The 26,021-nt window shown below is 67.6% G+C and carries 23 protein-coding genes; 19 read left to right on the top strand and 4 right to left on the bottom strand.

Annotated features, from left to right (window positions below):
* Window positions 1-46: 46 nt before the first annotated feature.
* A complete protein-coding gene (locus tag THSYN_RS02680) occupies window positions 47-2,503 on the bottom strand; it encodes a penicillin acylase family protein (RefSeq protein ID WP_100917781.1) in 2,457 nt (818 codons plus the stop codon).
* Between the two features lie 394 nt (window positions 2,504-2,897).
* Between THSYN_RS02680 and THSYN_RS02685 the strand changes: the two genes are divergently transcribed.
* The 9 genes from THSYN_RS02685 (at window position 2,898) to THSYN_RS02725 (ending at window position 14,038) form a co-directional block, all read left to right on the top strand.
* Window positions 2,898-4,322 carry a UbiA family prenyltransferase gene (locus THSYN_RS02685; RefSeq protein ID WP_100917782.1) on the top strand — a complete coding sequence of 475 codons (1,425 nt, stop codon included), beginning with the start codon at window positions 2,898-2,900 and terminating at the stop codon, window positions 4,320-4,322.
* Between the two features lie 5 nt (window positions 4,323-4,327).
* Window positions 4,328-5,650, top strand: a complete 1,323-nt coding sequence (locus THSYN_RS02690; protein ID WP_100917783.1) for an FAD-binding oxidoreductase — start codon at window positions 4,328-4,330, stop codon at window positions 5,648-5,650.
* Window positions 5,647-6,387, top strand: a complete 741-nt coding sequence (locus THSYN_RS02695) for an SDR family oxidoreductase (protein ID WP_100917784.1) — start codon at window positions 5,647-5,649, stop codon at window positions 6,385-6,387. The genes THSYN_RS02690 and THSYN_RS02695 overlap by 4 nt, the downstream gene beginning before the upstream one ends.
* A 206-nt stretch (window positions 6,388-6,593) precedes the next feature.
* The gene (locus THSYN_RS02700; protein ID WP_157817413.1) at window positions 6,594-7,415 is read left to right on the top strand and encodes a hypothetical protein; all 822 of its coding nucleotides are present in this window, start codon (window positions 6,594-6,596) and stop codon (window positions 7,413-7,415) included.
* Window positions 7,416-7,580: 165 nt separating this feature from the next.
* Complete coding sequence (gene sthA, locus THSYN_RS02705; protein WP_100917786.1) at window positions 7,581-8,978, top strand: Si-specific NAD(P)(+) transhydrogenase; 1,398 nt, start codon at window positions 7,581-7,583, stop codon at window positions 8,976-8,978.
* A gap of 199 nt (window positions 8,979-9,177) precedes the next feature.
* On the top strand, window positions 9,178-10,518 hold the full coding sequence (locus THSYN_RS02710) for a Bcr/CflA family multidrug efflux MFS transporter (protein ID WP_335582487.1): 1,341 nt from the start codon (window positions 9,178-9,180) through the stop codon (window positions 10,516-10,518).
* Between the two features lie 270 nt (window positions 10,519-10,788).
* Entirely contained in the window at window positions 10,789-11,193 is a 405-nt protein-coding gene (locus THSYN_RS02715) for a hypothetical protein (RefSeq protein ID WP_100917787.1), read from the top strand.
* Entirely contained in the window at window positions 11,193-11,615 is a 423-nt protein-coding gene (locus THSYN_RS02720) for an HNH endonuclease (protein ID WP_100917788.1), read from the top strand. The genes THSYN_RS02715 and THSYN_RS02720 overlap by 1 nt, the downstream gene beginning before the upstream one ends.
* A gap of 227 nt (window positions 11,616-11,842) precedes the next feature.
* Complete coding sequence (locus THSYN_RS02725; RefSeq protein ID WP_100917789.1) at window positions 11,843-14,038, top strand: DUF1156 domain-containing protein; 2,196 nt, start codon at window positions 11,843-11,845, stop codon at window positions 14,036-14,038.
* Between the two features lie 199 nt (window positions 14,039-14,237).
* Here the strand turns inward: THSYN_RS02725 and THSYN_RS02730 are convergent, their stop codons facing one another.
* Window positions 14,238-15,128: a phosphoribulokinase gene (locus THSYN_RS02730; RefSeq protein ID WP_100917790.1), complete on the bottom strand. Its 891-nt coding sequence runs from the start codon at window positions 15,126-15,128 to the stop codon at window positions 14,238-14,240.
* Between the two features lie 607 nt (window positions 15,129-15,735).
* Here THSYN_RS02730 and pncC point away from each other — a divergent pair.
* Window positions 15,736-16,242, top strand: a complete 507-nt coding sequence (pncC, locus tag THSYN_RS02735; protein WP_100917791.1) for a nicotinamide-nucleotide amidase — start codon at window positions 15,736-15,738, stop codon at window positions 16,240-16,242.
* On the opposite strand, the gene THSYN_RS02740 is transcribed toward pncC, so the two are convergent.
* A complete protein-coding gene (locus THSYN_RS02740; protein ID WP_100917792.1) occupies window positions 16,227-16,739 on the bottom strand; it encodes an ATP-dependent zinc protease family protein in 513 nt (170 codons plus the stop codon). The genes pncC and THSYN_RS02740 overlap by 16 nt on opposite strands.
* Window positions 16,740-16,844: 105 nt before the next feature.
* On the opposite strand from THSYN_RS02740, the gene THSYN_RS02745 reads away from it, so the two are divergent.
* A complete protein-coding gene (locus THSYN_RS02745; RefSeq protein ID WP_100917793.1) occupies window positions 16,845-17,135 on the top strand; it encodes a hypothetical protein in 291 nt (96 codons plus the stop codon).
* A gap of 8 nt (window positions 17,136-17,143) precedes the next feature.
* A complete protein-coding gene (locus THSYN_RS02750; protein ID WP_236848778.1) occupies window positions 17,144-17,821 on the top strand; it encodes a hypothetical protein in 678 nt (225 codons plus the stop codon).
* Between the two features lie 40 nt (window positions 17,822-17,861).
* Here the strand turns inward: THSYN_RS02750 and THSYN_RS02755 are convergent, their stop codons facing one another.
* Window positions 17,862-18,131: a DUF2934 domain-containing protein gene (locus THSYN_RS02755; protein ID WP_100917794.1), complete on the bottom strand. Its 270-nt coding sequence runs from the start codon at window positions 18,129-18,131 to the stop codon at window positions 17,862-17,864.
* A 160-nt stretch (window positions 18,132-18,291) separates the two neighbouring features.
* Here THSYN_RS02755 and THSYN_RS02760 point away from each other — a divergent pair, with 160 nt between their 5' ends.
* The 7 genes from THSYN_RS02760 to THSYN_RS02790 all read left to right on the top strand — a co-directional run bounded on the left by THSYN_RS02760 (window position 18,292) and on the right by THSYN_RS02790 (window position 26,010).
* Window positions 18,292-19,209, top strand: coding sequence for an ABC transporter ATP-binding protein (locus THSYN_RS02760; RefSeq protein ID WP_100917795.1), 918 nt, complete (start codon window positions 18,292-18,294; stop codon window positions 19,207-19,209).
* The gene (locus THSYN_RS02765) at window positions 19,206-19,943 is read left to right on the top strand and encodes an ABC transporter permease (RefSeq protein WP_100917796.1); all 738 of its coding nucleotides are present in this window, start codon (window positions 19,206-19,208) and stop codon (window positions 19,941-19,943) included. The genes THSYN_RS02760 and THSYN_RS02765 overlap by 4 nt, the downstream gene beginning before the upstream one ends.
* 191 nt (window positions 19,944-20,134) lie before the next feature.
* Window positions 20,135-21,505, top strand: a complete 1,371-nt coding sequence (locus tag THSYN_RS02770) for a GldG family protein (protein ID WP_100917797.1) — start codon at window positions 20,135-20,137, stop codon at window positions 21,503-21,505.
* Between the two features lie 3 nt (window positions 21,506-21,508).
* Window positions 21,509-22,648, top strand: coding sequence for a DUF4340 domain-containing protein (locus THSYN_RS02775; protein WP_100917798.1), 1,140 nt, complete (start codon window positions 21,509-21,511; stop codon window positions 22,646-22,648).
* A 2-nt stretch (window positions 22,649-22,650) separates the two neighbouring features.
* Window positions 22,651-23,478, top strand: a complete 828-nt coding sequence (gene mutM, locus THSYN_RS02780) for a bifunctional DNA-formamidopyrimidine glycosylase/DNA-(apurinic or apyrimidinic site) lyase (RefSeq protein ID WP_100917799.1) — start codon at window positions 22,651-22,653, stop codon at window positions 23,476-23,478.
* A 181-nt stretch (window positions 23,479-23,659) separates the two neighbouring features.
* The gene (locus tag THSYN_RS02785; protein WP_100917800.1) at window positions 23,660-24,148 is read left to right on the top strand and encodes a DUF192 domain-containing protein; all 489 of its coding nucleotides are present in this window, start codon (window positions 23,660-23,662) and stop codon (window positions 24,146-24,148) included.
* Window positions 24,149-25,182: 1,034 nt separating this feature from the next.
* On the top strand, window positions 25,183-26,010 hold the full coding sequence (locus THSYN_RS02790; protein ID WP_100917801.1) for a carbon-nitrogen hydrolase family protein: 828 nt from the start codon (window positions 25,183-25,185) through the stop codon (window positions 26,008-26,010).
* Window positions 26,011-26,021: the final 11 nt, after the last annotated feature.

A 26,021-nucleotide genomic window follows, 5' to 3' on the forward strand; every position in this document is an offset into this window, starting at 1 on the left:
GGGGTCACGAGAGCAAGCCGAGCGGGTACCCGGCGCTCCCTGGTGCTCACTGCCCCGCCGGCCGTAACATCAGCACCCCCTTAGTCTCCTGCGCGGGCGGTCCGTTCCAGGGCCAGGGGTGGCCGCGGCCGGCCAACCAGTCGTCGAGTTGGTCGGTGCGATAGGGTGAGAGGCGGTGACCGGATTGGCCGAGCGGCAGGGTGCCCCGGGTCTGGCCCCAGTCCGCGGGCACCTGGACCACCCGCATGGAGGGGATTACCAGTCCGCGACCGGGGTCCTGCGGCGACGACTTCATCACATCGAGCGTATCGGCCGCGCCGCCGACCCCGATGGGGCCGACATCGAAGAGGCGCCCCAGGAGCGGCAGGCCGTGGAAGGCGTGGGGGAAGGTGAGGGTGCGCAACCGGTCGAGTCGCTGGTCGCGGGGGTCGGGCCGGGCGGCGGCCAGGTCCGCCGCGGCGGCGCGCAGGGCGCGGCCCCAGATCTGCGCGGGTGACTCGACCGCGGGGGTGCCCACATCGTCCCAGAAGCCGGACTCACCGGTGCGCAGGGTCTCTTGCAGGGAGTTGTAGCTGAGGTAGGCGAGCGACATCAGGGGCGCCAGGTCCTCCCCCAACTCGTCCCCATAGATGGCCTGCCACAGGGCCGGCTCCAGCAGGGCATAGAGTGCCGCGGCGCGACTCGACCCATCCATGACGCAGTCCCAGGACAACAGGTCGCGCTCGGCGATGTCCCAGGCGGCGGGGTCGGCGGCGCGCAGCTCGGGCTCGATGCGGCGCAGGGCTTGCTGGGTCAGGCGCGCCTGGATGCTCGTGCGGTCGGTCTGGATGGCGGCCATGGCGGCGGCATCGAGCGCCGGGGCCGTCGCCAGCCGCTCTGCGATCCGCTGGGCGCGGTAGGGCGCGAGCCAGGAGTGGCTCAGGTTCACCGGGTAGTCCAGCGGGATGGTGCGATTGTTGGCGGTGATGAGCGCGGCCCCGGGGGGATCGGACAGGGTCGGGTTCTGCCTTGGGGGGACCAGGCCGTCCCAGCCGTAGCCCGCCACCCAGCCGGGGGCGGGGAAGGTCCCGGCGCCCTTGGCGCGGTGCGGCAGCAGGCCGGTGACCTGCCAGGCGATACCCCCGTCGCGATGGGCGAGGATCAGGTTCTGGGCCACGGCGCGAAAATCCCAGCCGGCGCCGTGCGCCGCCGGCAGGGTGCGCGCCCGGGCGAGCCCGGCCAGCGCGGCCAGGCTGCGGTCCGGCGGGTCCGTTACCTGACTCAGGGCGAGCAGGTCGCGGCTGGCGACGGCCGGGAGCGACCCCGGCTCCATCCCCGGCGGGTGGGCGAGCAGGTCATTGAGGATGGTCCCGCGGCTGGTGCGGCGCAGTGCCAGTTCCACCGCCGGCGCGTCCTTGACCTCAATGCGCTGCACCCGGGTGCTGATCGGCTCCGGCGGCCCGCCGGCCCGCTCCACATGCTCCCCGTCCGCGGTGGGGCGCTCCAGGAACAGGTCCTGGGTGTCGGTAATGGCGCTGGTGAGGCCCCAGGCGAGGTCGGCGTTGTGGCCGATCAGCACCAGCGGCACCCCGGGCAGGGCGAGCCCGGCCACATGCAGGTCGGGCCCGATCAGCTCCAGTTCGTACCAGGTGCCGGGCATCGCCGGGGGCAGGTGGGGATCATTGGCGAGCAGGGCCCGGCCGTCGGCGGTGCGCACACCCGTGACTGCCCAGGCGTTGCTGGCCGCTCCGGGCACCGGCAGGCCGAAGCGCGCGGGCGCGTCCAGCAGCGCAGCCAGGGCGGCCGGGTTCGCGGCCGCGGCGCTCCCGCCCGGCGTACCGAGCGGTCGGTCCGGCAGTTCGGGCGGCACCGCCGGGGCCGGTACGCCCTCGTCGGTCGGGAAGAGCTCGCGCGCCCGCTCGCGACCCAGGCGCTGTGCCAGGCGCAGATAGGTCAGCTCCTCCTTGAGGTTGAAGGTCTGGGTGAAGGCCATGTAGGCGCCGATCAGCAGGCTGTCCTCGGGCCGCCAGGGTGTCGGCGCGAAACCGGCGAGCAGATACTCGATGGGCAGCCGGTGCGCGGCCCGGGCACGATAGGCGTTCACCCCGTCGGCGTAGGCGCTGAGCAGGGCGCGCTGGGGCGCCTCCAACTCGGCCAGGGCGCGCCGTGCCGCGGTATTGAGCCCCAGGGTCCGGAACAGCCGGTCGGCGTCCAGTGCGTCCGGCCCGAAGACCTCCGCCAGTCGCCCGTCGGCCAGCCGGCGCATCAGGTCCATCTGCCACATCCGCTCGCCGGCCACCAGGTAACCCTGGGCGAACAGCAGGTCGTGGGTGGAGTCCGCCTGGATGCTGGGCACCGCGTGGGGCCCGAAGCGGACCGTGACCGGTGCGTCCAGGCCCGGGACCCGGACCTCGCCGGAGTAGGGCGGCTCGGCGCGTTTGAGCACCCAGTACAGGAGGCCGCCGCCCAACAGGGACAGGGTCAGCAGGAGCGCGGCGGCGGTGGTGAGGGGGCGTCTGAACATGGCGAGACTCGGCGCGGGAGGATCGGGACTCGAGAGAAAAACACGCCCTGCGCGGCTTGTCCAGTGGGGGGAGATGCCGGTGCGCGACCGGACCTTCTTACGGACCGGGCGTCGTTGTCGTAATCGAACAATCCGATCACGACAACGACAACGACAACGACCAGGACAGCGTACCCGGGATTTCGGTCACCACATCAGTTCTGATCGCGCCCAAGATGCGGCGCTTTGGCCACGCTCTAGGGGTATGATTCCCCCCTGCAGCCGGACGCCTCTCGATGGGCGAACCAGGCGCAGCAATCCACCACCGTCGGCGGTCGGCAGCGTATCAGTCCCGCGGGACGCGGCGCTCAGACCGCTTGCCGTTCGCACAAAGCGCCGAGGTCACCGCGAGGGTATGGACGAGACGACAGTGGCGCTCTGTATCGATCTCGACCAGACCCTAGTGCGCACCGATCTGCTGCTGGAGTCGGGCCTCAAGGCGCTCAAGGACCGGCCCGTCGCGGCGGTCGCGGCCCTGTTCGGGCTCGTGCGGGGCCGGGCACACCTCAAGCAGCGCCTGGCCGAACTGGCCGAACTGCGCGTCGACCTGCTGCCCTACCACCCGGCGGTGCTGGCCCTGGCGCAGACGGCCAAGGCGGCAGGGCGTCCGGTGGTGCTTGCCACCGCGTCGAACCGCAAGTATGCCGAGCAGATCGCCCTGCACCTGGGGATCTTCGACGCGGTGCACGCCAGCGACGCCGCCACCAACCTCTCCGCCCGGGTCAAGGCCGAGCGACTGCTCGGATTGTACGGCGAGGGCGGATTCGATTATATCGGGGATTCCAGGAAGGATCTCGCGGTCTGGCGCCATGCCCGGCGCGCCATCGTCGTGAATCCGCAACCGGGGGTGCGCTCCGCATTGGCGCGCAACCACCTTCCCCATGAATTGCTGAGCCGGCGCGGGTCCCCCCTGTCACCCTTGATCCGGGCCTTGCGACCGCACCAGTGGCTCAAGAATACCATGGTGTTTGTACCCCTGCTGGCCGCCCATCTGTTCCTGGACCTGCACGCCATCCTGGGCGCGGTTGCGGCCTTCCTGGCCTTCAGCCTGATGGCCTCCGCCGGTTATGTGATCAACGACCTGCTCGATCTCGAGGCGGATCGCCAACACGCGCGCAAGCGACAGCGCCCCCTGGCCTGCGGCGACCTGCCCATCGGCTGGGGGCTGGCGCTGGCCGCGGTGCTGGTGGCGGTCGCCGCCGCGGTCGGCGCCTGGTTGCCGCCGCTGTTTCTGGTCGTCCTGGGCGCCTATTTCGCCGCCACCTTGGCCTACTCACTGCACCTGAAGCGCCGGATGACGCTGGACGTGCTGACGCTGGCTGGTCTCTACACCCTGCGGGTGATCGGCGGCGCGGCGGCGATTGGCATACCCCTGTCGTTCTGGCTGCTCGCCTTCTCCATGTTTCTGTTATTAAGCCTCGCCTATCTCAAGCGCTACGCGGAGCTCGAGTCGCTGCGCCGCGACGGGGGCGACTGGGCATCCGGGCGCGGTTACGGGATCAAGGACCTGGAGCTGGTGCGGGGGCTCGGCATCCCCGCGGGTTACAGCGCGGTCATGGTGCTGGCCCTCTACATCAACAGTCCGGAGGTTCGGGCACTCTACCGCGATCCGCAGATCATCTGGCTGGTCTGTCCGCTGCTGCTCTACTGGATAGCGCGTACCTGGTCCATCGCCCATCGCGGGCTCATGCACGACGACCCCTTGGTCTTCGCCATCGCCGATCGGGGCAGCCAGGCGACCCTCCTGCTGTGTGTCCTGGCCCTGTGGTTTGCGCTCTAGAGCGGATGGCAGCGCTCACGCCTTACCAGTCCTGGGGGCGCTACCCGCGGGCGTTACCCGCAGGCGTGCGATCCCTGCGTTTTCGCGATCAACCGCTGCCGCGGGTCGCGGGCAGCGTGCTGCCCTTCGGCAACGGCCGCAGCTATGGGGATAGTTGCCTGAACAACGGCGGCACCCTGCTCGCGACCCGGGGCCTGGACCGCTTCCTGGCCTTCGACCCCGCCACCGGCCTGATCCGCTGCGAGGCCGGGGTCCTGCTCAGTGAGATCCTGTCCCTGACGGTCGGCGGCGGCTGGTTCCTGCCGGTGACGCCGGGCACCCGCTACGTCACCGTCGGCGGGGCCATCGCCAATGACGTGCACGGCAAGAACCACCACCTGGCCGGCACCTTCGGTCACCAGGTCATCCGCCTGGAACTGCTGCGCAGCTCCGGCGAGCGCCTGCGCTGCGGCCCCACCGAACGGGCGGACCTGTTCGCCGCCACCATCGGCGGCCTGGGATTGACCGGCCTGATCACCTGGGCCGAGTTTCGGTTGAAGCGTATCGCCAATCCCTATGTCCAGGTGGAGCGGACGCGCTTCGACCATCTGGACGGCTTTTTCGAGCTGGCCCTCGGCGCGGACCGGGAACACGAATACACGGTGGCCTGGATCGATTGCCTGGCGTCCGGACGGCACCTCGGTCGCGGCATCTACCTGGCGGGGAACCATGCGGCTCCAACCTGCGAAGACGCGCCCAGGCCGCCGGGCCGAGCGCCGTCCATCCCCTTCGACCCGCCCCTGTCGTTGATCGCCACGCCCACCTTGCGGGCCTTCAACGAGATTTTCTACCGCAAGCAGCCGCGCCGCCCGACGAACGGCGTGGAACACTTTGCACCCTTCTTTTACCCCCTGGACGGCATCGGTCAGTGGAACCGCATCTATGGCCCCAAGGGTTTTCTCCAGTATCAATCGGTCGTACCCATGTCCGCAGGCCGCGACGCCACCCGGGCGATGCTCGCGTGCATCGCAGGCTCCGGGCAGGGGTCCTTCCTCAGCGTACTGAAGGTCTTCGGTGACCGGCCGGCGGCCGGCCTGCTGTCCTTTCCCCGCCCCGGGGTCACGCTGGCCCTTGACTTCCCATATAAGGGCCGTGCCACACTCCGCCTTTTTGAAACCCTTGACACCCTGGTCGCGCAGGCGGGCGGGGCCATCTATCCCGCGAAGGATGCCCATATGTCCCCACGGTTGTTTGCCGCCGGCTACCCCCGGGTCGACGAATTCCGGCGCCACCTCGACCCGGCCTTCTCGTCGAGCTTCTGGCGACGGGTCACGGGGGCGGTCGCATGAGCACGCGGGTCCTGATCGTTGGTGCCACCTCCGCCATCGCCGAGGCGCTGGCCCGGCGCTATGCGGCCCAGGGGGCGACCCTGTTCCTGGCGGCGCGCCACACCGAGCGGGCGGCGGCCATTGCGGATGATCTGCGGGTACGCGGCGCCGCCATGGTCGAGGTCGGGGCCTACGACGCGACAGTGCCGGACCGGGCCGAGGCCCTGGTGGCCGCCGCCTGGGAGGCCCTCGGCGGCCTTGATGTGGCCCTGATCGCCCACGGGTCCCTGCCGGACCAGGCCGCCTGCGCCGCCAGTGCCGCGCTCACCCGGCGGGAATTGGAGGTCAACCTGATCAGTGTCATCGATCTGCTGACGCCGCTTGCCAGCCGGATGCAGGCCGCGGGGTGCGGCACCCTGGCCGTGATCGGCTCGGTGGCCGGCGACCGCGGGCGCCAGAGCAACTATGTTTACGGGACAGCCAAGGGCGCGCTCGCCATCTTCCTCCAGGGACTGGCCCACCGCCTGGCCCCGGCGGGGGTGCGGGTGCTGACCATCAAACCCGGCTTCGTCGACACCCCCATGACCGCCGCCTTTCCCAAGGGACCCCTGTGGGCCAGCCCCGACCGGGTGGCGCGCGACATCCAGCGCGCCATCGCGCGCGGGACGCACATCTGCTATACCCCGTGGTTCTGGCGCTGGATTATGCTGGTCATTCGCCTGATACCCGCAGCGATCTTTCATCGTACGCAGCTGTGACCTCGGGCACAAGGAGTGATGGTCGCGGCGTTCAGTAGTTACTCAGGTCATAAACATTTCAGCTTTGAGCGATAATGGCTGGCGTGCGACTGTTTTTTCTCGGCCTCGTTCCGGCCATCGCGTGCTAGCCGCGATGCCGACACTGACCTCCAGAGCGTGCGGCAGTCTCAGCCGTACTCTGCTGGCGTATACGTTATATCAATTTGGTGGAACTGGTTATACTGCTGATTGCGCTGTACATAGCTACCGTATGGGTTATCTTGATCTTGACGCGAAAAATCTTTGCCGCTGCGAAAGCAATGCGCATCCCACCCGCCCTGGCCAGCATCGTGACCGTGGTCGGACTGGTGTATGTCTCATGCCTCATCCCAGGGATGTTCGGTATGCTGTTCACGAGAACAGCTTGGTGCTTATTCATCTTGCTCGCCGTTGCAGGCTCGCTCCTGGTTCCCAGGCTCAGTACCCAAAATCCAATGGCGCCGGCCACGCTGGAGGGCGGTCAAGGTGCCAGGTCGATCGATTTTACCCTGATTGTTTTCGGTCTACTCGGAGCAATACCAGTTCTGGACTATCTCCGCTGGACACTTCCATCGTCACTGCTCAATCCGGATAGTGCCTTGCAATGGGACACCGTCTCTTACCATCTACCGGGCTTTATCGAATTCTCGCAACACCACACGCTTTGGTCGTTGGATGGGCCTTACCAAAGTTACAGCTTCGGCTTCGAGTTGATTGGCAATTTTTTGTCACAACCTTTCCACGCCCACTGGGGACTCATTATAGCCAATCTCTTGGCTATTATTCTGCTGGTGATTGCTATCGCCGCCGCCGCAAGAATTTTGGTTCCTTCGCTACCAACAACGCGAGTGGCCAACTGGCTTCCTGGTGCAGTTCTGGCGTTCTGGCCATCGGCATCTGGTGTGCTCTACAGCGACGAGACGGTCACCGGCTTTCGGGTTCGCAGCAATGCCAGCGAGCATCTGCGAGCCGTGATACCCGCGGGGTATGAACTGAAGATGGGTGGATGAGGGTCGCATGGGCAGGAGCCCCCACCTGACTCAGACGCGCCGGCGAAAACGCGCGGATGCTGCGGGCAACGTGCGCGAGAATCAGTACACTAGGCACCTGAGCATCAGCGGCCCGGCATCCCAGATCCGGACTGGGCCCCACCCTCACCAGCCGGAGCCCCCCACATGACCATCCGAGAATTTGACTGCATCGTAATCGGCACCGGCCCCGGCGGCGAGGGCGCCGCCATGAAACTTGCCAAGGCCGGCCGACAGGTGGCCGTGGTGGAGGCCCACAACGCCGTCGGCGGGGGCTGCACCCACTGGGGCACCATCCCGAGCAAGGCCCTGCGCCACTCCATCCAGACGCTCGCGGATTACCGGCGCAACCCGCTGTTTCAGCACACCCGCAATCAGATCGAGGTGGATTTCCCGGACCTGCTGCGCGCCGCCGACGGGGTCATCAACGAGCAGGTACGCACCCGCTACCGCTACTACCAGCGCAACCGGGTGGAGGTCGTCTTCGGCCGCGCCCGCTTCCTGGCCCCCGACCGGATCGCGGTAGAGCGCCCGGGCGGGGCGGCGCAGGAACTCACCGCCCGGCACTTCGTCGTCGCCACCGGCTCGCGCCCCTATCACCCGCCGGACGTGGACTTCAGCCACCCGCGGGTGCGCGACAGCGACTCGATCCTTGCCCTGGCCCACACCCCGCGGTCCCTGACCATCTATGGGGCCGGAGTTATCGGCTGCGAGTATGCCTCGATCATGAGCTACCTGGACATCAAGGTGAACCTGGTCAACACCCGCGACCGGCTGCTGTCCAACCTGGACGACGAGATCACCGATGCCCTAAGCTATCACCTGCGCCAGAGCGGGGTGGTGATCCGCAACGACGAGACCGCCGACCGGGTGGAGGCGACGGACGACGGCGTGGTGCTGCACTGCAAGTCCGGCAAGAAGTTCAAGACCGAGGTCCTGTTGTGGGCCAATGGTCGCACCGGCAACACCCGTGACATGGGACTGGAAGCGATCGGCCTGACCCCCAACCGGCGCGGTCAGTTGGAGGTCAACGCTAGCTACCAGACGGCGCTCCCGCACATCTATGCCGTGGGCGACGTGGTGGGACCACCGGCACTGGCCAGCGCCAGCTATGATCAGGGACGCTTCGTGGGCGCCCATATCGTGGACGGGGAGTGCGACTGGTCGCTGATCGAGGAGTTTCCCACCGGCATCTACACGGTGCCGGAGATCAGCTCCATCGGGCGCAGCGAGCGCGAACTGACCGCGGCCCAGGTCCCCTACGAGGTCGCCGAGGCGGATTTCAAGTCGCTGGCCCGCGCCCAGATCACCGGCCACACAGTGGGTATGCTGAAGATCCTGTTCCACCGCGAGACACTCGCGATCCTGGGCATCCACTGCTTCGGCGAGCAGGCCGCCGAGATCGTCCACATCGGGCAGGCGATCATGTCCCAGCAGGGGAGCGCGAACAGCATCCGCTATTTCACCGAGACCACCTTCAACTACCCCACCATGGCCGAGGCCTACCGGGTGGCGGCGCTCAACGGGCTTAACCGCTTATTTTAGACAAGAAAACAGTTTAGCCGCAAATGAACGCAAATTGACGCAAATAATCCGACGCTTGGCCTTTACTGCATGTTCACTGTCCGGGTAGCGCCCCCGACGATGCTAACCAGCAGATTTATTTGCGCTTATTTGCGTTCATTTACGGCCAAATACTCTTTTTGGGTCTAGCGCCTCGCTTGACCCTTTGGAGTCCAAGGCTTTGGACTCCCTGCCAGGACCCGGCCGCGACGCCTGGCCCACCCCCCCGGCCAGCCAGCCGCAGCCCAGGCAGCGCCCGGCCTTTCGGGTTACCCTAGCCGGCATCGGCAAGCCGCATTGCGAGGGTTTCATGCACATTCGTCCGCCAATACTCCTGACCCTGGGTCTGCTCTCGGGGCTGACACCCTTCGCCATCGATATGTATCTGCCGAGCCTGCCGGTGATCGCACTGGACCTCGGCTCGAGCATCGAACTCGCCCAGCTCACCGTGACCGTCTACCTCGGGGTCTTTGCCCTGGCCCAGTTGTTCCTGGGTCCGCTGTCGGACGTGCGCGGGCGGCGCTCGACCATCGGCGGCGGCCTGGCCCTCTTTTGCCTGGGGAGTCTGGGGTGCGCCCTGGCCGGTTCCATGGAAACGCTGATCGCGGCGCGCGTGGTCCAGGCCCTGGGCGGGGCGGCCGTCGCGGTTACGGTGCCGGCCCTGGTGCGCGACCTGTGTGAGAAAGACGAGTGCGCCCGGGTGCTGAGCCTCGTGATGCTGGTGATGTCCCTGGCACCGCTGCTGGCACCCTCCATCGGCGGGCTCATCGTAGGTCAGGTGGGTTGGCACTGGGTCTTCATCGCCCTCTACGGGATTGGATTGCTCGCGATCGGGCTCTTCTTCGCGTTGCTCCCGGAAACCCTGCCGCCGGCGCGCCGCCATCCGGCGGATGTGGGTCGGGTCCTGCGCAACTATCTCCAACTGATGCACCATCGCACCGGTATGGGTTATCTGCTCGTCGGGGCCTTCTCCTTCGGCGGCATGATGACCTATATCGTCACCTCGCCCTTCGTCTATATCATCCTGCACGCCGTTCCGACCGCCTGGTTCGCGGTCCTGTTCGGTCTCAACGTGGCCGCGGCCATGGTGACCACCACGCTCAACGCCCGCCTGGTCACGCGCCTGGGGGCGGAGCGCCTGTTGCGCCTGGGCCTGGGCGTCCAGGTGGTCGCCGCGCTCCTGCTCCTGGGGCTCGCGCTCTGGGGAACCCCGCCGTTGTGGGCGATCGTACTCGCCACCCTGCTCTATTTGGGGGTGGCCGGGGTGGTGCTCGGCAACGCCATGGCGGGCTACATGATGCACTTCGCGCCCATGGCCGGGACCGCCTCGGCCTTCTCCGGGGCGGCGCGCTTCGGCACCGGGGCCATCGTCGGCTCCCTGGTCAGCCTGGCCCATGACGGGACGGCGCGCCCACTGCTGCTCGGCATGGCCCTATGCGGGCTGCTGGCGGGGCTGAGCTACCTGTGGCTGGTCGCAGCGCCGCGTGGGTTGCTGCGGTCGGCCGTGCCGCAGCGGGGCTGACAGGGAACCGGTGGGGCGGAACGCTACGGGAGGTTCCGCCAATCGGCCGGGAGCCGCGAGGCCCGCCCGTCATTCGGGCACTGACCGCGAGACGCGGACCACCCGGCGTCGCCTTGGCGGATCGCTCTGCGGACAGCCGCCCTGCGCGAGTTGCACCGGCAGTTGACGGCGCGTCGCCGGCAGGCAAAAGAACAGGTTTCAACCCCAATCTCGGTTGGATATGCTGGCCCCATCCTGAACGCCTGCCCCTTGACCCAAAGAAGACCTGCGATGACCAACATTACACTGGAATTGTCCGAGTCCGTGGTACGACAGGCAGACCAGGCCGCACGCCTCATGCACCGCCCCTTGGAGCAGGTACTCGCCGCACTGCTGGAAGCCGCCCTCCCGGCATTGGATGATATTCCGCCCAAGCTCCAGACCCAGCTGATAGAAATGACTTGGCTGAGCGATGGAGCCCTGATGGATATCGCCGGCACCGACATGTCGGAACCTGACCGGCTACGCCTTTGCGAATTGGGACTGCGGGCCGACGAACTGGCCTCCGAGGAGCAAAGGGATCTCGAGGTATTGCGGGAGCACTATGGCGAACTGACCCTACGCAAAGCCCGCGCCTTTGCCTTACTCAGCATCCGCAGCGGCAAGCGATTGCTGAGACAAGCAGCCGCGGCTTGATGGCCGACACGCTGCCGAAGGCGCTACGCGAACGGGTTGCCGCCGCGGCCCGCTATCGCTGTGGCTACTGCCAGACGGACCAACGCGTCAGCGGCGCGCAGATGCATATCGAGCACATCCTCCCCCGCGCCTTGGGCGGCAGTTCGCAAGAGTCGAATCTTTGGCTGTCCTGCGCCTGGTGCAACAGTTACAAGGGTAGGAAAGTCGAGGCGCCCGACCCGGATACGGGGGCGACGGTCCCGCTGTTCCACCCGCGCGGGCAGCGCTGGGCCGAGCATTTCGCCTGGGACCTGGACGCCATCCGCATCGTCGGCCTGACACCGACCGGACGCGCAACGGTCGCCGCGCTGAATCTCAATAACCCTTATATCGTCCCCGCTCGTCGTCTCTGGGTACTCGCCGGATGGCATCCACCCGAATAATAAGACCGAGGGGCGGCGAAGGCCTGCGCATTAGTCCGCAGCATTCTAATGGCACGCGTGAAACATGAAGCCAAATCGGGGCAACGCGAATTAACATCTTGCTCACCAATGGCGGTCGCAACCCGGTGAGGTTTCTGCGATTTTAGGGGCAGTCGGATTTCGCTATAGCTGAACATTTTCTTAATCTGTGCGACGACCTGTTGGGGGATGCGCGAAAGGCCAGGCCAATGACTATCGAAAAAAACTACAACATCAGTTTCATTGCCGCACTCGCCCTGCGCGAGAAGCAGATTCAGCAGAATTATCGCCCGATCATTGCCGTTCACAAGTGGTTTGCCCGTCGCCCCGGCACCCTGTTCCGCGGGCTATTGCTGTCGGAATTTGCCGCGGGCCCCATCGCATCGACCTACTTCAAGTCGCACCGCTTCGCGGGAATCACCGTCGTTGACCCTTTCATGGGCGGGGGTACGCCGCTGCTTGAAGCGAACCGGATCGGCTGCAATGTCGTCGGCACCGACATCAACCCGATGGCGGCCTGGGTGGTACGCGAGGAAATCGACGCACTCGACCTCTGCGCCTATACCGAAACGGCCGGGCGGCTGGCCGGGCATCTGGCGCAGGAACTTGGCCATTTCTACAAGACCCGCTGCCCGCTGACCGGACGGGCCGACGCCGACGTCAAATACTTCATGTGGGTGAAGACGGGGACCTGTGTGGCTTGCGGCCAGGAGTTCGACCTGTTCCCCGGCTATACGCTGGCCGAGGACGCCCGGCATCCGGCCTATGTGCTCATCTGCCCGGGCTGCGGCGACCTCAACGAGGTGGCGGACCCGAAAAATCCCGGCAACTGTGCCTGCGGGGTGAGGCTCAGGGCCGATGGCCCGGTCAAGCGCAACAAATGTCCCTGCCCGCACTGCGGCCAGATGAACGCCACACCCTTTCATGGCGCCGGCCCGCCCACCCACCGGCTTTTTGCCATGGAGTATCACAATCCCGAGCTGAAAAAGCGGCCGGGTCGGCTGTTCAAGAAGCCGGACGCCGAGGATCTGGCGCGCGTCGCGGCGGCAGGTGCGGCATGGCAACGGATGCGTCCGTCGTTCGTGCCCGACGATGCGATACCCGAGGGGGACGAAAGCTCGCGTCTGCACCGCTGGGGCTATGAGCGGTTCAGCGAACTGTTCAATGACCGGCAGTTGCTGGCACTGGAAACGAGCGCGCGGTTTATTGCCGGCGTAACCGACCGGCGGGTGCGGCGGGCCTTGGCGACGAATCTATCCGACCTGCTGCGGTATCAGAACATGCTCTGCCGCTATGATGCAATGGCGTTGAAATCCCTTGATATTTTTTCAATCCACGGGTTTCCGGTCAGCTATCTGCAGGTGGAGTCCAATATCCTCGGTCTGCGCAACCCCAACGGTTCGCCGATCGGCTCGGGCGCTTGGGTCAATATCACCGAGAAATACACCAAGGCGAAACGCTACTGCACCGCGCCGTTCGAGGTATTGTTCGACGGCAAGAAGAAGACGACGCACTACGTTGTCGGTGAGTGGATCGGAGAGAAACACCCGGAACTGCCCGATGCCGCTCCGCGCGACATCGATATCCGCTGCCTCTCATCGACCGACATAGAACTGGCGCCGGACAGCCTTGACGGTGTATTTACCGACCCGCCCTATTTCGGGATGGTTCAGTATGGTGAACTGATGCACTTCTGCTATGTGTGGTTGCGCAAGCTCATGGGCGGCGACTTCCCCGGCCTTGAGCTGACGACGACCCGGCACCTTGACGAACTGACCGGCAACGCAACGGCCGAGCGCAACATCGAACACTTCGCCGAAGGGCTCGCCGCCGTCTACACACGAATGGCGGCCGCACTCAAGCCCGGCGCGCCGCTGCTGTTCACCTACCACCACAACAAGCAGGAGGCGTATCAGGCTGCCGCGCTGGCTATCCTCGACGCGGGCCTGACCTGTTCGGCCTCACTACCCTGCCCGGCTGAAATGGGTGGGTCCATCCATATCCATGGGACCGCCTCCTCCATCGTCGATACCGTCTTCGTCTGCCGCGACCGCGGCGCGACGCCGCGCGCCTGGCTGTTCGAGGACGCGGCCGGACTGGCGCGGCTGATGAAACGCGAACTGGCCGAGCTGCGCCTGGCCGGCATGAAACCGACCCTCGGCGATACCCGTTGCATCGCCTTCGGACATATAACGCGGATGGCGATAGGGGGCTTGCGGCCGGAGTGGATACCGTCCTGGTCGACCGCGAAGAAGCTCGCGACCATCCGGGTCGCCATGGATGCGCTAGCCACGGTGGAGGAGGCGTGTGCATTGCTGCAAGCCACTGAGGGCAAGGTCTTCACGCTTGCGACAATGCCGCTTCTCAGCGAACAAACGCGCATCCGCGAGTACCGGACGCGATAGCAGACCAAAGTCCGGGTTGCCGCTTCCCGGGCGGGATATTCATCCGTGCCGAGCGATTATTCCTACGCCGACCTTGGTCATAACTGCGCCCACCTCGCGGGTGATAGCCGTCGCGGCCGGGGGGCCGCTCCTACGCCGTAGGAGCGGCCCCCCGGCCGCGACGGGTGGCCGACAGGGCGCGTGGCCGACGTTATGATCATCAGCCCTTGAATTCAGCCAACTGCCCGCGCCGCTTCAACAGCTCCACGATGCGGTCGATCAGGATCAGCTCCATCGCATACATCATCTTGCCTCCGGGGATCACCAGCGTGTTGAAGCCGGTGATCATGGTCCCGTCGATCAGGCCCTTGAGGTTGATCTTGTATTCCACGCTCGGTTTGGGCTTCAGGAAGTGGATCAGCACCAGGCTTTGATCGGCCGTGGGGACGTTGGTGACGCACAGTGGGTTGGAGGTGTCGGTCAGCGGGATGCGCTGGAAATTGATGTGGGTAACCGAGAACTGCGGAAGGATGTACGTCATGTAGTCGTACATGCGCCGGTAGATGGTGAACATCACGTCCTTGGGGGCGTAGCCGCGCTCATGGGTGTCGCGTCGCAGCTTCTGCACCCATTCCAGGTTGATGGTGGGACAGACGCCGATCAGGAGATCCACCTCCTTCGCCATGTCGATATCGCCCGCCATCACGCCGCCGTGCAGGCCCTCGTAGAACAGCAGGTCCGTGTCCTGCGGGATCTGTTCCCAATCGGTGAAGGTCCCGGGATCACCGCCGTAAAGCGCGGCCTCGGCCTCGTCGTGGATGTATTGGCGCCGCTCCCCGGTGCCGGAGCGGCCATAGCCCTGAAACAGCTCCAACTGCTTGTCGAACAGGTTGCCCTCCGGACCGAAATGGCTCAGGTTGACGCCCTCGGCCTTCGTCTTGGCCAGTTCCTCCTTCATTTCCACGCGGTTATAGCGGTGGAAGCTATCACCCGCGACGAAGGCGGCGCGCGCCCCGATGCGCTGGAAGATGCGCTCCAGGGCGTTCTTGACGGTGCTGGTGCCGGCCCCGGACGAGCCGGTGACGGCGATGATCGGATGCTTGTTGGACATGGTGTCTCCTCATTGCTCTCATTTTTTTTGGTGTCGGTGCGCGGCGAGGTCGCCGCCGCCAGGCCCGGGATCGGGACCGATCCGGACCTGGGGCGGCGCCGTGCTCGCGTGCCGGCCGGTTGGTGCCGGCCGGGCAGCGGGCCTCGCCCCCAACCCGCGACGGGGTTGATGAGGTGCAACGCGAAGGGGGCGAGCCGTGCCGGGTAGAGCATAACCCCAGATCCGCGAGTGAGTCCGGGAAATCCGCGAAATCCGGTGGCGCGGGCCGAGGTTTCGGCCTTGGCTGCCTTCAGCCCGAAGCGACCAGACGTTCTCACGGACCGGGCCTCGTTGTCGTTGTCGTAATCGTGGTCGAATTATTCGACCTACGACAACGACAACGACAACGATCACGGTATCCTGTGACTCCGTGGCAACCCTGGTCGCCCCACCGTCACTGCCATTAAGTTAAGCGCCGCAGCCCAAGCCCCTGGAGTCCAAGGCTTCAGCCTTGGAGCGCGCCAAGGCTGAAGCCTTGGACTCCAGGCAGAGGCGACGTGGTCGGCGAGTGCGCCTTAACTTAACGGCAGTGCCCCGCCGTGGGGACCCCGCAACCGAGACCGAACGCATGACCGAATCCCTCGATCCACTCGCCGTCCGGCTCGGTGCCCTCCTGCACGCCCGGGGGCTGCGCCTCGCCACGGCTGAATCCTGCACCGGGGGCTGGATTGCCAAGGTGGTCACCGACATCGCCGGGAGCAGTGCCTGGTTCGACCGCGGGTTCGTGACCTACAGCAATGCGGCCAAGGAGGACCTGCTGGGGGTGGCGACGCAAACACTGCAAACCCACGGGGCGGTCAGCGAACCCGTGGTGCTGGAGATGGCGGCCGGCGCCCTGGCGCGCAGCCAGGCCCAGGTGGCGGTGGCCGTGAGCGGCATCGCCGGACCCGACGGCGGCAGCGAGGACAAACCCGTGGGCACGGTCTGGTTCGCCTGGGTAGTCCCCGGTGCCCCGCCCTGGGCGCGGTGCCTGCAATTCGCCGGAAACCGGGGGGAGGTGCGACACCAGGCGGTGCGGGTCGCCATCGAAGGGCTGCTGGAGCGGTTCGCGGGCGCGCCTCAGTCCGCCCCATAGCACCTGGCCGGCCGCACCGGCCGCCCCGTGACAAACGACAATTGCGGATCGACCAGCGCGTGTCCGGCGATGGCGCCGCGCCCGAGCAACATCCGGAACAGCATGGTCTCGCGATTGGTCAGGGTCAGCTCGATCGGCCACTCGCGGCCCCCGATCCGCAGCCGGGTCAGGATCACACAACGCTCCTCCCGGTGCCCGCCGGAGTCGCAGACCCGGCGGCGCTCGAGCAATGGCGCCTCACCATGCACCACCACGTCGAGGCGCCCGCGCAGCGGGTGTACGCCGAAGCGCACGGACTGGGCGGCGCCGCGGCGCAGGGGCTCGACATAGAAGGCGTGCAGGGTCGAGGTCCGGGCCCCGGTGTCCACCTTGGCCTTGATCAGGTGCAGCCCAAGGTCCGGCAGGGCCGTCCACTCCCGCCAGCCGAGCAGCAGTGGGCGCGTCGCCGGGTCGCCGGCCGACGCCGATTTACCGTAGGGGGTCTGGGCGGCTATCATCCGCCAACCTATACCACGGTGCGGTCGAACTGCCAACCGCTGGACCGGGTCCAGCGAGTCCTTACCCCGTAGCAAGACCATCTACCCTTCAGGAGTCCGATCACAATGATGCGTTCACTCTACGCCCTGCCGCTCGCCGCGTTGCTGGCCGCCGGCTACCCCACCCTGAGCCTGGCCGACGAGACGGCCGATCAGTGTCGCAAAATGGCCGCCGACGAAGAGGTAGCCCCGGAGGACATGGAGGACTATATCTCCGAGTGCCTGGCGGTCGTGCAATCCGAATCGCCCGATGAGGGCGCCGCGGCTATGGAGCGACTGGACGCGGTCGCCGCCGGGGCGGCACCGGCGGCGCAGCCCCCCGCACCGCCCGCGCCCACGTCGGCACCGAAGCCTTAGGGTTCCCCATGGCCAGCCTTGCCCCCCTGCTCGCCCTCGTCGGCATCGCCGTCGCCCAGCCCCTGTGGGCCGAACAGGGCACGGCCAAGATCCTCGCCCCCTGGGAGGCCAATGGACAGGTCTTCCAGGTCGCCGTAGACAAGCTCCAGTTCATCGGCACCTTCGCGGGCATCATGTATATCGAGCACGGCCAGGGGCTCCTGGACGCGGCCCTCTTCACCTGCCCGTCCACCCAGATCACCGAGATCCTCGCCAACACCATCAAGGGTCACGGCTACTGCACCATCGAGAGCCCGACTGGCGACTATATCTACGCCGAGTACAACTGCGACGGCGAGCCCGGCTCCTGCACCGGCACCTTCAAGCTGACCGGGGGCACCGGCAAGCTCACGGGGATCACGGGGGAGAGCGACCTGATCGTGCGCACGGCGCTGTCGGGCACCACCATCGATCAGGCCGGCGGCGGTACCGTGTCCGCGGCCAAGGGGCTCGCCATCTGGCCCGAGATGCACTTCGAGATCCCGGGCAAGAGTGCCGAGGCGCTCAATATGCTCGGCACCGGGGCCGGGGCGGCGGCCGCCAAGACCCCGCAGTTCCAACCGAAACCCCCACCCAAGCCGGTCGAGGAACCCAAGCCCACCGGCCCCGCGAAGCCCGGTGTGCCGCTCGAGCCGACACGCAAATAGTCAGGCGCCCGCCATCGGTGGGGGATCGGCCGGGCGCTGGTCAGGACGCCTGCGCGTCCTCCCCGTCCTGCCCCCAGAGCTTCAGGGCATTGCGCAGCCCTATCCGCTCCAGCGCGCGGCGGTTGGCGCCCTCATGGCGCATCCGCTCGACCATGCGGTCGATCTGGTGCTCGGCGTGAATCCAGTCATCCATCGCCCCCTCCCCGGGGAATCCGCGCTGTTCCGCCAGGTAATAGGCGGCGACGGCGATCATTTCGTGTCGTTCCTCGGCGCTCAGGGTGAGCGCACTGTCTGCTCGTTCCGGTTGCATCCGGGATGGCCCCCTCTTGGTGATGGCGTCTGTGCTGATGGGAGGGTGCCACGGCGCGGCCCAATCGCCAAGCGCTGTCGTCGTCGGCCGCCTCCGAGTGGTCGCCGACCCGGCAAGAGTGTTTGGCAAGTCCCCCCCGAGCGGGTATTGTGCCCCGGTTATGGAGACCCTGGTACGCGTAACCGATCTGACCCGCCGCTTTGGCCGCTATACGGCCCTGGCGGGACTCGACCTGACCCTGGCCCGGGGGGAGGTGCTCGGCCTGTTGGGGCCCAACGGCGCCGGCAAGACCACCTGTCTGCGGGTCCTGAGCGGCAACCTGGCCCCGAGCAGCGGGCGGGTGGAGATCGCCGGCATCGACCTCGCCCGCAACCCGGTCGGGGCCAAGCGACTCCTGGGCTATCTCCCCGAGCGCCCGCCCCTCTACCAGGACCTGAGGATCGATGAGTACCTGGGGTTCTGCGCCCGGCTGCACCGGGTCCCCCGCGCCAGGACCGCGGACGCGGTGGCGCAGGCCAAGTGCCGCTGCGGTCTGGATGAGCTGGGCCGGCGTCCCATCGCCAAGCTGTCCAAGGGCTATCGGCAGCGGCTCGGCATCGCGCAGGCAATCCTGCACCGGCCACGGCTGCTGATCCTGGACGAACCTACCGAGGGGCTGGACCCGGTGCAGGTCCGCCAGATCCGCTCCCTGGTGCGCGAGCTGGCGTGCGACAGCGGGATCATCTTCTCCAGCCACGTCCTGCCGGAGGTCCAGGCGGTGTGCGACCGCGTGGCGATCCTCCATCAGGGGCGGCTGGTGTCCGGGGACCACCTCGCCACCGACCGCGGCACCCTCGTCTGGCGGCTGCGCCTGGCGCCGCCCGCGGACTGCGCCGCGGTCAGCGCCCTGGACTGCGTGGCGCAGGCAAGCCCGCTCCAGGAGGAGTACACGCGCGTCGTCCTCAAGCCCGACCAAGGACCCGAGGACCTGGCCCGGCAGGTGGTGGCGGCCGGGCTCGGGCTGCGGGAGCTGACTGCCGAGCGCAGCGACCTGGAGCGGGTCTTCTTCGACCTGATCGGGGCGCAGGAGTCGGCGTGATCCTCACTATCGTCGGTCGGGAACTGCGCGGCGGCCTGGTCACACCGCTCTTGTGGGTGCTGCTCGGGGCGGGCCAGGTGGTGCTCGCCTGGGTCTTTCTGAAGGTGGTCGACGACTTCAGCGGGCTGGGGGCCGATGAGCGGGTGGCCAGCCTGTCGCAGGAACTGGCACTGAACCTGTTCAGCATCGCCGCCGTGATCGCCATGCTGGCTGCCCCGCTGATCGCCATGCGGATGCTGAGCGCCGAATTCAGGGACGGGACCTACGATCTGATCGGCGCGGCGCCGGTGCACCTGTACGCCGTGGTCCTGGGCAAGTTCCTCGGGGTGGCGGCCCTGCTCACCCCCCTGTGCCTGCTGCCCGCGGCCAACCTGACCCTGCTCCTGGGTGTCGCCGACCTGGACCCGGGGCTCTTCGCCGCGGCCACCCTGGGGCTGTGGCTGGCGGGCCTGATGTTCGGTGCCATCGGGCTCTATGCCGCCAGCCTGAGCGCCCAGCCGGGGGCGGCGGTATTGGCCGCCTTCGGCCTGCTGCTGCTGTTCTCCGTGATCGGGCGCGCCCAGGACTTGAGCCTCCCGGGGCTCTCGCTCTTCGCCTGGCTCGCCTGGAACGAGCACCTGCTGTGGTTCCTGCTGGGCGCCGTGCGGGTCAGTGATGTGGCCTATTTTCTGCTCTTTACCGGGCTCTTTCTGGCGCTGACCCACCGGCGGCTGGCCAATCGGCGGCTTGCGTAAATCAAGAACGGAGTTAGCCGCAAATGAACGCAAATAAACGCAAAAAACAACAACGATTGCTGGGCATTCCCCGGACACCAGCCCAGGGCACCCGCGAGGCCATCTCCCAATGTGGATAAACGCCCGACAACCTGCGGTATTTATTTGCGTTCGTTTGCGTTCATTTGCGGCTAACCACTCTTCCTAGGTTCATGAAAACCTGGACTACAACCATTTTCCGGGCCATCAAGGGCATTGAACGCCCCCTGGCGGATGCTCTCTTCGCCCTGCTGCTGCTCGCCTGCGTGATCGCGGCCGGCTGGCTGGTCGCCCGCCACGACCGCTACTGGGACTGGACCGGCGAGGGCGCCAACTCCCTGAGCCCGGAGTCCGCGGCGATCTTAAGCCGCCTCGACTCACCGCTGCGCGCCAGCGTCTTCGCCGACCCCCAGGACCCCCTGGGCAAGGCCATCGAGCGCCTCCTGGCCCGCTACCGGCACGCCCTGCCGGGGCTCATGGTGCGCTTCATCGACCCCCAGCGCTTCCCGGAACAGGCGCGCGACGCCAAGGTCACCCTGGCCGGTCAGATCATGCTCGAGTACCGGGGGCGCCGGGAGACCCTGAGCCGGGTCGGGGAGCGCACCCTCAGCGCCGCCATTGCCCGCCTTGCCGGCACCAGGGCGCCCTGGGTGGCGGTCCTGGAGGGCCACGGGGAGCGCAGGATCGACGGCGAGGGGGGCGCGGACCTGGGCCGCTTCGCCCAGGAGTTGAAGGAGCGCGGCTTCCTGCCGCGCAATCTGGACCTGGCGACGGCGGCGGACGTGCCGGTCAACACCCACCTGGTCCTGCTCTCCAACCCGGCGCTCGCACTCTTCCCCGGGGAGGTGCAACGGCTCGCCCGGTATCTGGAGCGCGGCGGCAACCTGCTCTGGCTCATGGACCCGGGGCCCGCCGACGGGCTCGAACCGCTGCTGGATCTCCTGGGCATCGGCGTGCTCCCCGGCACCGTGGTCGACGCGAAGGCGGCGCAGTTCGAGTCCAAGACCCCGGCGGTGGCCGTCATCGCCGAGTTCCCGGACGACTCCCTGGGGGCCGGTCTCAAGGACCCCGCGCTGCTGCCCGGGGCGCTCGCCTTCGAGACCCGCACCGCCCCCGGCTGGACCCTGGCCGGTTATCTGAGCACCGGCAGCGAGAGTTGGAACGAAACCGGGCGCGTCGAGGGCAAGGTCTTCCGCGACGAGGTGGTCGGCGAACAGGCCGGTCCGCTCCCGGTGGTCCTGGCCCTGACCAGGCCCCTGGGCGAGGACGGCCAGGTGCAGCGGGTGCTGGTGGTCGGGGACGGGGACTTCCTGAGCAACGCCCAACTCGACGCCTACGGCAACCGCGCCCTGGGTCTCAAACTGCTGCGCTGGGTGAGCGGGGAGGAGGGCCTGTTCGCCCTGCCCCCGGACCCCGCGCCGGCCGCGGGCCTGATCCTGGACCAGGACCGCCGCCTGCTCCTGGGGCTGGGCGCCCTGGTCCTCCTGCCCGGACTCTTCCTGGTCGCGGGCTTGACCATGCGCTGGGCGCGTGCGCGAGGTTAGACCATGAAGGCACGGTGGCTCATCAATCTGGTCCTGCTCCTGGTGCTCGCGGCACTGGGCCTGGGCATCCGTCACATAGTGAGCGTTGCGGACAGCCCCCAGACGCTGACCGCGACCGCCGCCGCGGACGTCCGACTCATCGAGGTGGAGCGCGTCGGCGAGCCCCGCATCCGCCTGGAGCAGACCCCGGACGGCTGGCGGATGCGCGAACCCATGGACCTGGACGCCGACCAGGGGCAGGTCGAGCGCCTGCTGAGCGGCCTGCGCACCCCGGTCCAGCGCAGCTTCCCGGCCCAATCCGCCGCGCTCGGTGAACTGGGGTTGGCCCCGGCCAAGCTCCAGGTCAGGTTGGACGACCTGACGCTGGGCTTCGGTGGTCTGGACCCGCTGGGACAGCGCCGCTATGTGGCGGCGGATGGATTGGTGCACCTGATCGACGACGGGGTCTATGCCCGGCTGATTGCCCCGCCCATCGACTATTGCTCGCGCCAACTCCTGCCCCGCGCCGCCCCCCCGGTCTACGCCACACTCAATGGGGTGCCCCTGGCCGGCGCCTCCCTGAAGACCCTGGCCGGGCTGACGGCCGAGCGCCTGGAGCCCATGACCGGCGACCTGAGCGGCGAGCCGCTCCAGGTCAGGTTCGGGGACGGCACCACGCTGCGCCTGCTGGTGTCCGCCGATCGGCGCCGCTGGACCCGGCTGGATCAGCGGCTGCGCTATGTGCTGGGCGATGGGCTGCTGTTGGAACTGGACCCGACGGCCATTGACCCAGGCCCGCCGCCCGCCCCGGCCGACGGCGCGCCGACGCGCGTCGCGGTGCCGCCCGGCCCCCTCATGCCGGCTGTCGGCAGTACCGCGCCCAACACCCCGGCGCCGGACCCGCTCGCGCTCACGGCGGACCCCGCCCCGGACACCCCCCAGGAGACCCCGCCGGTGGTCCGCCTGAGCCCGGACCAGGACCAGTCCGACCAACCGGACGCGGATGAACAACCACGCACCGGCTTCGGCGCCGAACCCTACAAGGCACCGCCCGCGGGATTCGGCATCGACCCCTTCGCACCAGACCCGGCGGCGGACCCCGCGGGGACGGCCCCGGCGACCAAGGGAAAGGCCGAGATCACGCCCTCGCTGCGCAGGTACTGAGGGTGCCCGAACTCCCGGAGGTCGAGACCACGCTGCGCGGCATCCGCCCCCACCTCGAAGGCCGACGGATCGAGCGCCTGGTGGTGCGTCAGCCGCGCCTGCGCCTGCCCATCCCCGCCGACCTGCCCGAACGCCTGGCGGGCCTGTCGATCGGCGGGCTCACACGGCGCGCCAAGTACCTGCTGCTCGAGGTCGGCGGCGGCAGCCTGATCCTGCACCTGGGCATGTCCGGAAGCCTGCGCCTGGTCACCGCTGGGTTGGCGCCCACCCGGCACGACCACGTCGACCTGGTGCTCACCGACGGCCGCGCCCTGCGCCTGCACGATCCCCGCCGCTTCGGCCTCCTGATCTGGACCCCGGACCCGCCCGCCCTGGCCGCGACCCGGCACCCACTGCTGCGCGACCTGGGCCCCGAGCCACTGGAAAGCGAATTCGACGGCGCCCACCTCTTCGCCCAGAGCCGGGGCCGACGGGTGGCGGTCAAATCCCTCATCATGGACGGGACCGTGGTGGTCGGGGTAGGAAATATCTATGCCAGCGAATCCCTGTTCCTGGCCGGCATCCACCCGGCCCGCGCCTGCAACCGCATCGCGCTGCCGCGCTACCTGCGCCTGGCCGACACCATCAGGACCGTACTCAAGGCATCCATCGTCCAGGGCGGCACCACGCTGCGCAACTATGTGCAGGAGGACGGCAACCCCGGCTATTTCGCGCGCCTGCTGCGCGTCTACGGCCGCACCGGGCAGCCCTGCCCGACCTGCGGCACGGCGCTTCGCGAGCAACGCATCGGGCAGCGGTCCAGCTTCTATTGCGCGCGGTGTCAGCATTGATGGCGCGCGGCCGAGAAAGGGCCTTTAATTCACCAATGAGCGTTGTCGTTGTCGTTGTCGTAATCGTAATCGTAATCGAAAGAACGATGAAATTTGCGGTGCCAGAGAATCCGGGCAACTACGATAACCTGGATTTCGACAACGACAACGACAACGACAACGACGCGACAGGCACTCTCTAATGAACTTGTTTAGCCTATTACTGAACCACTCCTTAGCCCCCGGACGCCGACACGCAGCGCCCATCGCCGCGTTGGTCGGCCTGTGCCTCGGCCTGCCGCCGGCCGGGGACCTGTACGCCGCCGAACAGGTCAGGGTCCGGGTCGGCCCCGCCGCCTTCCAGGTGGAGTTGGCGCAAACGCAAGAGGAGCGCCGGCGCGGCCTGATGTTCCGCCGACACCTGCCCGCCGATCAGGGGATGCTCTTCACCCAGCCCCCGGCCCGCGCCGAATTCTGGATGAAAAACACCCTGATCCCGCTGGACCTGCTGTATTTCGACGCCGCCGGCACCCTGCTTCAGATAGTCCCCGAGGCCCAGCCCTGCCGTCAGCAGGACTGCCCCACCTACCCCAGCACCTCCACCGCCGTCGGCTACATCCTGGAGATCAAAGGCGGCGAGGCCGCCCGCCAAGCCATCCAGGTCGGCGACCCCCTGGCGCTCATCCGCTAGCCGACCCTGCCGCGTCCCACCGCAAGAGTCGCGCAGCGACGCTGCGGGAGCGGCTTAAGCCGCGAAGAGACCGCGCAAACTGCCGCCACGTCGCAGGTTACCGCGGCCCCGCAGCGCGGCTGCAAGCCAAGTCCCGAAATGTCTCACGCCAAGGCGCCAAGCTCGCCACGGTTTTTCAATGCCCTATCTGCCTTAGTCCATTCACCCGGCGGGTGATCTGGTGACTTTGTCTACCCTTAAGTTAAGCCGTAACGGCGACTGGGAGCGCCGCACCCCAGTGCGGCACGGCCTCTGCTCAACCCACACCGGCGGGGTGATCTGCGAGATCGCGCCGCACTGGGGTGCGGCGCTCCCAGGCCGGTCCGGGCTGGAAGTGAGGATTAACTTAATCGCCGTGTGCTAAACGGGTACCGACAGCCGTCGACATGACTGGTCTAGGCGGCAAGGTTGCCGCATAACGCACCAGCTTCTTAGCGAGAGAATGCGTCCAAGGCAATGACGAACCGAGGGAATCTTCGCGGGGACCGCAGATACGCCGGTCTATGCGGCAGTTCGTCCGGCAGTGATTGACCTTGGCCTTTTTCGCTCTTGATCGTCGTTCCGGTCGCAACGAGACGCGTTACCGAGAAAGTCCCGCGGGGACCCCGTGGGAGCGGCTTGCGGCCGCGATGCGGCGCCGCGGCGAACTCCGACGCCGCGTTCCCCGCGCGGCCCGTCGCGGCTCAAGCCGCTCCCACAGCGTCGCCGCGCGACGTTCGCGGCGCTAGACCGTCAGGCCGCTGCCGCCGGGCGCCGCGGGCAGTGGCGTCATGGGCAGGCCCTCAAGTGTCCATGCGGGCGAGCAGCGGCTGTCGCGACGGCTACGGGAATGCTATGGTTTATCGATCAGCGACAGCCCGGGCGCGCCGGGGGCCTTTATTTTCTTTTCGTTCCGGCCGCGATTGGCGACCGACGTAGGGTGCGCCACACGCACCTTGCGCCGGGACGACGATCGAGCGAGGCCGCACCGAGATCAGTGGGTGAAAAGCACAACGATGAACAGGTCCAAGGTGGCGGCGATCCAGATGACCAGCGGCACCGGCGTGAACGCCAACCTGGCCGAGGCCGAGCGCCTGATCCGGGCGGCGGCGGCGGACGGGGCGGGGCTGGTGGTCCTGCCGGAGAACTTCGCCCTGATGAGCAAGGGCGCGGACGAGCAGCTCGCCCTGCGGGAGGCGGACGGCGCGGGGCCGCTCCAGTCTTTCCTGGCCCGGGTGGCGGCGCAGGCGCGGGTCTGGCTGGTGGGCGGGACCGTCCCGCTGGCGGCGACGGACCCCGGGCGGGTACGCGCGGCTTGTCTGGTCTTCGATGACCGGGGGCGGCGGGTCGCCCGTTATGACAAGATCCATCTTTTTGATGTCTGCGTGCCCGGGGCGGGCGAGCACTATCAGGAGTCCGCCACCATCGAGCCGGGGGAGGCGGTGGTCGTCGTCGACAGCCCCTGGGGTCGACTCGGCATTGCCGTCTGCTATGACCTACGCTTCCCGGAGCTGTTCCGGCGGATGCAGGAGCGCGGTCTTGAGGTGCTGGCCCTCCCGGCGGCCTTCACCGCGACCACCGGCAAGGCCCACTGGGAGACCCTGGTGCGCGCGCGGGCGATCGAAAACCTGGCCTTTGTGGTGGCCGCGGCCCAGGGCGGGGTGCATTCCAACGGCCGGGAGACCTTCGGGCACAGCATGGTGGTCGACCCCTGGGGTCAGGTCCTGGCCCAGCGCCCGAGCGGCAGCGGCTTCGCCGCGAGCGACCTGGACCGGGATTTTCAGGGTGCGGTCCGCCGCAATTTCCCGGCGCTTGAGCATCGGCGTTTGAAATGTGGGCCTTGAGCCCGCACGAA

Source organism: Candidatus Thiodictyon syntrophicum (assembly GCF_002813775.1).
GTDB lineage: Bacteria > Pseudomonadota > Gammaproteobacteria > Chromatiales > Chromatiaceae > Thiodictyon > Thiodictyon syntrophicum.

Bases quoted from the DNA above. Each gene is read 5' to 3' on its own strand.
- THSYN_RS02680 (WP_100917781.1), bottom strand. From the start codon at position 2,503: ATGTTCAGACGCCCCCTCACCACCGCCGCCGCGCTCCTGCTGACCCTG.
- THSYN_RS02745 (WP_100917793.1), top strand. From the start codon at position 16,845: ATGATGCGTTCACTCTACGCCCTGCCGCTCGCCGCGTTGCTGGCCGCC.
- THSYN_RS02760 (WP_100917795.1), top strand. From the start codon at position 18,292: ATGGAGACCCTGGTACGCGTAACCGATCTGACCCGCCGCTTTGGCCGC.
- THSYN_RS02685 (WP_100917782.1), top strand. From the start codon at position 2,898: ATGGACGAGACGACAGTGGCGCTCTGTATCGATCTCGACCAGACCCTA.
- THSYN_RS02720 (WP_100917788.1), top strand. From the start codon at position 11,193: ATGGCCGACACGCTGCCGAAGGCGCTACGCGAACGGGTTGCCGCCGCG.
- THSYN_RS02785 (WP_100917800.1), top strand. From the start codon at position 23,660: ATGAACTTGTTTAGCCTATTACTGAACCACTCCTTAGCCCCCGGACGC.
- THSYN_RS02790 (WP_100917801.1), top strand. From the start codon at position 25,183: ATGAACAGGTCCAAGGTGGCGGCGATCCAGATGACCAGCGGCACCGGC.
- THSYN_RS02740 (WP_100917792.1), bottom strand. From the start codon at position 16,739: ATGATAGCCGCCCAGACCCCCTACGGTAAATCGGCGTCGGCCGGCGAC.
- THSYN_RS02770 (WP_100917797.1), top strand. From the start codon at position 20,135: ATGAAAACCTGGACTACAACCATTTTCCGGGCCATCAAGGGCATTGAA.
- THSYN_RS02730 (WP_100917790.1), bottom strand. From the start codon at position 15,128: ATGTCCAACAAGCATCCGATCATCGCCGTCACCGGCTCGTCCGGGGCC.
- THSYN_RS02690 (WP_100917783.1), top strand. From the start codon at position 4,328: ATGGCAGCGCTCACGCCTTACCAGTCCTGGGGGCGCTACCCGCGGGCG.
- THSYN_RS02755 (WP_100917794.1), bottom strand. From the start codon at position 18,131: ATGCAACCGGAACGAGCAGACAGTGCGCTCACCCTGAGCGCCGAGGAA.
- THSYN_RS02715 (WP_100917787.1), top strand. From the start codon at position 10,789: ATGACCAACATTACACTGGAATTGTCCGAGTCCGTGGTACGACAGGCA.
- THSYN_RS02695 (WP_100917784.1), top strand. From the start codon at position 5,647: ATGAGCACGCGGGTCCTGATCGTTGGTGCCACCTCCGCCATCGCCGAG.
- sthA (WP_100917786.1), top strand. From the start codon at position 7,581: ATGACCATCCGAGAATTTGACTGCATCGTAATCGGCACCGGCCCCGGC.
- THSYN_RS02775 (WP_100917798.1), top strand. From the start codon at position 21,509: ATGAAGGCACGGTGGCTCATCAATCTGGTCCTGCTCCTGGTGCTCGCG.
- pncC (WP_100917791.1), top strand. From the start codon at position 15,736: ATGACCGAATCCCTCGATCCACTCGCCGTCCGGCTCGGTGCCCTCCTG.
- THSYN_RS02725 (WP_100917789.1), top strand. From the start codon at position 11,843: ATGACTATCGAAAAAAACTACAACATCAGTTTCATTGCCGCACTCGCC.
- THSYN_RS02750 (WP_236848778.1), top strand. From the start codon at position 17,144: ATGGCCAGCCTTGCCCCCCTGCTCGCCCTCGTCGGCATCGCCGTCGCC.